The 6,281-nt window shown below is 39.3% G+C and carries 7 protein-coding genes and 1 riboswitch; all 7 genes read left to right on the top strand.

Features of this window, described 5'->3' with window-relative positions:
* The first annotated feature begins 254 nt into the window (after positions 1-254).
* The 7 genes from HMPREF2701_RS09380 (at position 255) to tenA (ending at position 6,280) form a co-directional block, all read left to right on the top strand.
* Entirely contained in the window at positions 255-923 is a 669-nt protein-coding gene (locus tag HMPREF2701_RS09380; RefSeq protein ID WP_061589851.1) for a TenA family protein, read from the top strand.
* Positions 924-1,199: 276 nt separating this feature from the next.
* A complete protein-coding gene (gene thiM / locus HMPREF2701_RS09375; RefSeq protein WP_033683999.1) occupies positions 1,200-1,982 on the top strand; it encodes a hydroxyethylthiazole kinase in 783 nt (260 codons plus the stop codon).
* Between the two features lies 1 nt (position 1,983).
* Entirely contained in the window at positions 1,984-2,613 is a 630-nt protein-coding gene (gene thiE / locus HMPREF2701_RS09370) for a thiamine phosphate synthase (RefSeq protein ID WP_049551889.1), read from the top strand.
* A gap of 116 nt (positions 2,614-2,729) precedes the next feature.
* A riboswitch (TPP riboswitch) is annotated at positions 2,730-2,818 on the top strand.
* A gap of 160 nt (positions 2,819-2,978) precedes the next feature.
* A complete protein-coding gene (locus tag HMPREF2701_RS09365; RefSeq protein ID WP_061589850.1) occupies positions 2,979-3,539 on the top strand; it encodes an ECF transporter S component in 561 nt (186 codons plus the stop codon).
* Positions 3,540-4,925 carry an ATP-binding cassette domain-containing protein gene (locus tag HMPREF2701_RS09360; RefSeq protein WP_070482851.1) on the top strand — a complete coding sequence of 462 codons (1,386 nt, stop codon included), beginning with the start codon at positions 3,540-3,542 and terminating at the stop codon, positions 4,923-4,925.
* A gap of 1 nt (position 4,926) precedes the next feature.
* Complete coding sequence (locus HMPREF2701_RS09355; RefSeq protein ID WP_070482848.1) at positions 4,927-5,577, top strand: energy-coupling factor transporter transmembrane component T; 651 nt, start codon at positions 4,927-4,929, stop codon at positions 5,575-5,577.
* Between the two features lie 10 nt (positions 5,578-5,587).
* The gene (tenA, locus tag HMPREF2701_RS09350) at positions 5,588-6,280 is read left to right on the top strand and encodes a thiaminase II (RefSeq protein WP_061589847.1); all 693 of its coding nucleotides are present in this window, start codon (positions 5,588-5,590) and stop codon (positions 6,278-6,280) included.
* Position 6,281: the final 1 nt, after the last annotated feature.

Below are 6,281 nucleotides of genomic sequence, written 5' to 3'. Positions count from 1 at the left end.
TACAGTTAAGACTGGCGAAGGGAAATGTGAAACGTTTTTTCGTATGGCGAAATGAACAATCTAATCTTGTAAGTCAACTCTAATTCTTGATTGTAATTGGAGTTTTTTTATTTATATAAACTGGATGAAGGTGATACAAAGCATTTAGGTAGCTCTTCTTGAACGCCCTTGATTTTCTTTAAAAAGGTCAAGTAAAACTAGGATTTTCTTGATGTTTTGTTGATTACGTACGAGTAAAGAGAGGAAAAGTAAATATGGAAACACAAGACTATGCATTTGAGCCAGGTTTGATTGTTGGAGAATTATTAAAAAGGAGTCAAGATGATTGGCAGGCTGCATTCAATCATCGTTTTGTTAAGGAACTTTTTGCGGGGACAATTGAGAATAAGGTCTTAAAAGACTACCTAATTCAAGATTATCACTTCTTTGATGCCTTCTTATCCATGCTGGGTGCTTGTGTAGCCCACGCAGACCAGCTTGAATCCAAGCTTCGTTTTGCCAAGCAACTAGGCTTTCTTGAAGCAGATGAAGACGGTTATTTTCAAAAGGCTTTCAAAGAGTTAAAAGTATCTGAGAATGACTATCTGGAAGTGACCTTGCATCCTGTAACAAAAGCCTTTCAGGAGCTTATGTATTCTGCTGTATCATCATCAGACTATGCCCATCTTTTAGTCATGCTGGTCATTGCAGAAGGTCTCTATTTAGACTGGGGTTCTAAAGATTTAGCTCTACCTGAAACCTATATTCATTCGGAATGGATCAATCTCCACAGAGGTCCTTTCTTTGCAGAGTGGGTTCAATTTCTGGTTGACGAACTCAATCGTGTCGGGAAAAGTCGAGAAGATTTGACAGAACTTCAGCAACGCTGGAACCAAGCAGTCGCTTTAGAATTAGCCTTTTTTGATATTGGTTATGACGCTTAGAGAAGGTTTAGGATATTTACAAATTTGATGAGGTAGTTCTCTTCGAAAATCTCTTCAAACCACGTCAGCTTCACCTTAGATTATATATGTGACTGACTTCGTCAGTTCTATCTACAACCTCAAAGCAGTGCTTTGAGCAACCTGAGGCTAGATTCCTAGTTTGCTCTTTGATTTTCATTGAGCATAAATCATTCAATGTAAAAAAAATTTCTTAACGAAAGATAGAGATAAATCGAAATCAGTAGATCGTATAAAGTGAAAAGGAAGGATTTCAATATGACAAGTTTAAAATTATTAAAAGAAAAAGCACCTTTGGTCATTTGCATAACCAATGATGTAGTAAAAAATTTCACAGCAAATGGATTAGTAGCACTGGGTGCGTCACCAGCCATGAGTGAGTTTCCTGCAGATTTAGAGGATTTGTTAAAGTATGCTGGAGGTTTATTAATAAACATAGGCACATTGACAGATGAAAATTGGAAATTATACCAAGCTGCTCTGAAAATTGCAGAGAAATATAATGTCCCAGCAGTTTTAGATCCTGTAGCCTGTGGAGCAGGAGAATATAGAAAAAAAGTAGCAGATGATCTAATTAACAATTACAAACTAGCAGCGATTAGAGGAAATGCTGGAGAGATTGCCTCTTTAGTAGGAATAAATGTGGCATCTAAAGGAGTAGATAGTGCAGGCGTAGATAATATTGACGAAATTGCTCTAGCAGCAAATGAGAAGTTCAATATTCCAATAGTAGTAACAGGTGAAGTGGATGCTATTGCGGTAAATGGAGAAGTGGTAACGATTCATAATGGTAGTGCCATGATGCCAAAAGTTATTGGGACAGGATGCTTGTTAGGTGCTGTAGTAGCAAGCTTTATCGGACTAGAAAAAGGTCAAGAATTGAAATCATTAGAAACAGCAATGTTGGTTTATAATATCGCTGGAGAAATGGCAGAAAAACGTCCAAATGGACATCTTCCTGGAACATTCAAAGTGGAATTTATAAATGCCTTATATGAGATTACAGATGAAGATGTAAAGGAATTCAAAAGAGTGAAGTAAAATGTTTCATAAGGAATTATTAAAACTATATTTTATTTGTGGAACGACTACTTGCCAAGGAAAAGATCTATATACAGTCGTTGAGGAAGCCTTAAAAGGTGGGATAACCTTATTTCAATTCCGTGAAAAAGGTGAGGGATCCTTAGAAGGTAAAGAAAAAGTCGAATTAGCAATTAAACTACAGAATCTTTGTAAAAAATACAATGTTCCATTTATCGTTAATGATGATATAGATTTGGCGATGGAAATTGACGCTGATGGCGTACATGTAGGACAAGATGACCTTGGAGTTGATGAAATTAGAAAATTGATGCCAGAAAAAATAATTGGTCTTTCTATAAAAAACGAGGAAGAATTTCAACAATCAAAAGTTGAATATGTAGATTATGTTGGTGTTGGTCCTGTATTTGATACCCAGTCAAAGGATGATGCTGGTGGTGCTATAGGTTATGAAGGTCTTAAATTGATGAGAAAACTATTGCCACAACTGCCCTTAGTTGCAATTGGTGGGATACAGACGAAACATATTAAAGACATTATGAAGACCAATGTTGACGGCGTTTCAATAATTTCAGCAATATCATATGCAAAAAATATAGAAAAAACTGTTCGAGAAATGAGTGAACAATAGGTATGGATCTAACCAAAGAAAGATCTGCTGTCTTTGTGAGTGCAAGTCTGTATTTCCCAGTTCAATTTCTTGAACTAGAATAAATCGTTTGTTATAATATTTATATAATTAAATAATAAAGACATTTGGGGTGCTTTAGGCTGAGATGATACCCATTGAACCTGATACAGTTAAGACTGGCGAAGGGAAATGTGAAATGGTTTTTTTTTCGTATGTCGAAAAGAACTATCTAATCTTGTAAGCTGAACTCTAATTCTTGATTGTAATTGGAGTTTTTTTGTTTATCAAAAGAGGATAGGCTGGACGTTAAGCCTTTCGGTAGCTCACCTTGAATACCCCACTTTTCTTTAAAAAAGGAGTTTTTTATGTTGAAAAAATGGCAGTTAAAAGATGTTATTTTACTTGCTTTCTTGTCTATCTTTTTTGGTGGCGTTTTTGTAGGATCCGGCTATCTGTTTGATGTCCTCACTCTGATTTTAGCCCCTCTTGGCTTGCAGGCCTTTGCCAATGAAATCCTCTTTGGTCTCTGGTGTATGGCTGCGCCCATTGCGGCCATCTTTGTTCCAAGAGTGGGAAGCGCAACGATTGGAGAAGTGCTAGCTGCGCTTGCTGAAGTCCTTTATGGTAGCCAATTCGGTCTAGGTGCCCTTTTGTCTGGCTTGGTTCAAGGTTTGGGAAGTGAACTTGGTTTTATCGTAACCAAGAATCGCTATGAAAGTTGGCTCTCTCTAACTGCCAATAGTATTGGGATTACGCTTGTTAGCTTTGTCTATGAATACATTAAGTTAGGTTACTATGCCTTCTCCCTTCCTTTTATTCTTTCCTTACTAGTGGTACGTTTTATTTCCGTCTTTTTCTTCTGTACTATCTTGGTTCGTGCCATTGTCAAACTTTATCATCAGTTTGCAACTGGAGGAAAAGCATAGATGGGGCTGGAACTACGAGCGATTCAGTCCCCAATCTTCTCTGAGCCGCTTGATTTTACTTTTCATGCGCAAGCCTTTACCTTGTTAGTTGGGAGCAGTGGTTCGGGAAAATCTAGTCTCTTTCAAATGATTGCCCAAGTCAGTTCTCTTCCCTATAGCGGTCAAGTCCTGATAAATGGGAGCGAGGTCAGTCAGCTTTCTATCGTCGAACGTGTCCAGACGGTTGGTATTCTCTTTCAAAATCCCAATCATCAATTTACCATGGAGAACTTGTTTGAGGAGCTGATTTTTACCCTAGAGAATATCGGCCATCCCGTTCAGGAAATTGATTCTAAAATAGCAGAGGTTGTCCAGCAATGTCGCTGCAAGGCGATTTTGCACCGTCCAATTCATCACTTATCAGGTGGGGAAAGGCAAAAGGCTGCACTGGCTGTTCTCTTTGCTATGAATCCTAGGGTCTATCTCTTGGATGAGCCCTTCGCTTCCATTGACCGCAAGAGCAGAATCGAGATATTGGAGATTCTAAAAGAGTTAGCCTCTAATGGGAAGGCAGTCATCCTGTGCGACCATGATTTATCTGATTATGAAGCCTATATCGACCATATGGTGGAGCTAAGAGATGGACAACTAAGGGAAGTGTTTCAAATCCCTACCTCTGAGATGACACAGGTTGCTTCAAAGGAGGTTGCTTCTAGCCCGGAACTGTTCCATATGGATCGAACGTCTTGTGAGCTGGATAAGCGTTCCCTCTTTTCGATTGTGAATTTTACATTTTACCAGGGAATTTCCTGTATCTTGGGTGACAATGGTGTCGGGAAATCAACCCTCTTTCGGTCTATTCTTCAATTTCAAAAGTATAAGGGGCGCATTACTTGGAAGGGTTCGGTTCTCAAAAAGAAAAAGAGCCTGTATCGTGACTTGACGGGTGTTGTTCAGGAGGCTGAGAAGCAGTTTATCCGAGTCAGTCTGCGAGAGGAACTTCAATTAGATGGACCTGATTCTGAAAGAAATCAGCGAATTTTCCAAGCTTTACGGTATTTTGATTTGGAGCAGGCACTCGATAAGAGCCCCTATCAATTAAGTGGTGGTCAGCAAAAGATTCTTCAGCTCTTGACCATCTTGACTAGTAAGGCTTCTGTGATATTGCTAGATGAACCTTTTGCAGGTTTGGATGATAGAGCCTGCCATTATTTTTGTCAGTGGATTGTGGAGGACAGAAACCAAGGAAGAAGTTTTCTGATCATTAGCCATCGTTTAGATCCCTTGATCTCTGTGGTTGATTATTGGGTTGAGATGACTAGTCAAGGTCTCAGTCATGTGAAAGAAGTGATAATTACCAAACTACTCACATCTCAGAGTAGTAATGCTCAAGGGGAGGTGAGGTAGTATGGTCAAAGTAGCAACCCAGACACCGATTATAAGTCTCTTCTTACTGGTTTTATCGCTGGAAACATCTTTCATTCTTTCGATTGCTCTGAATCTTTCGGTAGTCGCATTTTGCATTCTCTTTATGCTTTATTACCGTCGATTTAAAATGTTAGCTTGGATGATTCTGCTCGCCATTTTGCCATCTTTAGCCAACTACTGGGCAGTTCAGTTACACGGAGATGCTTCGCAGTCAGTCATACTTGGAACGAGGGCCTTTGTGACCGTTTGTATTGGTCTTGTCTTTGTTTCCTCTATTTCCCTAAAAGAGCTTCTCTTGTACTTGGCTCAAAAGGGGTTATCACGCTCTTGGGCCTATGCCTTGATTGTGGTATTCAATTCCTTTCCCCTTATTCAGCAAGAAATCAAGTCCCTCAAGGAAGCTTGCTTATTACGCGGTCAAGAACTACATTTTTGGTCGCCCTTAATTTATAGTAAGGTTTTGATGACGGTCTTTAGATGGCGCCATCTTTACCTGAGAGCTCTATCGGCGCATGGATATGACGAACATGCACAGGTGGAGAATCGCTATCGAACTTTTTATATTCCTCAAAGGACAATATTCATCTACCTGCTTTTCTTTTTATTGCTTCAAACCAGTCTATTTTTATAAAGGAGTTATTATGGAATTTACAGATATTGCGATGGAATTATCCAAGGAAGCTTGGCAGGCTTCCTTTCATCACCCCTTTGTTTTACAGTTACAAGAGGGAAATTTAGACCCGTCCATCTTTCGCTATTACTTGATTCAGGATGCCTACTATTTGAAGGCTTTCTCAGAAGCCTATCACTTCTTGGCTGATAAGACTTCAAACCAAGAGATGAAAAGACTCTTGAAACAAAATGCTCAGAGTCTAGTGGAAGGTGAGTTATTTATCCGCCAACAATTTTTCAAGGAATTGGAAATCAGCGACCAGGAAATGGAGCAACATCCAATCGCTCCAACCTGCTATCATTATATCTCTCACATTTATCGTCAATTTGCAGAGCCAAACTTGGGCATTGCTTTTGCGAGCTTGTTGCCTTGTCCTTGGCTATATCATGATATAGGCAAATCACTTAATCTTAAACCATCACCAAATCCTCTCTACCAACAATGGATTGAAACTTATATTACGGATGAGTTGGAGCAGCAGATCAGAGAGGAAGAGGCTCTGGTCAATCAACTCTATCGAGAAAGTGATGAGACAGACAAGAAAAAAATGCTAGATGCCTTCCACATCAGTGTTCATATGGAAGCTAAGTTTTGGGGAATGGCCTACCAACACCAGACATGGAAGAGCGATTTACAGTCTTTGGAAATAGGAGAAGAATAGA

Source organism: Streptococcus sp. HMSC077D04 (assembly GCF_001808785.1).
In the GTDB taxonomy this organism is placed as follows: domain Bacteria; phylum Bacillota; class Bacilli; order Lactobacillales; family Streptococcaceae; genus Streptococcus; species Streptococcus mitis_BX.
This window is presented reverse-complemented; position numbering and strand designations above follow the sequence as displayed.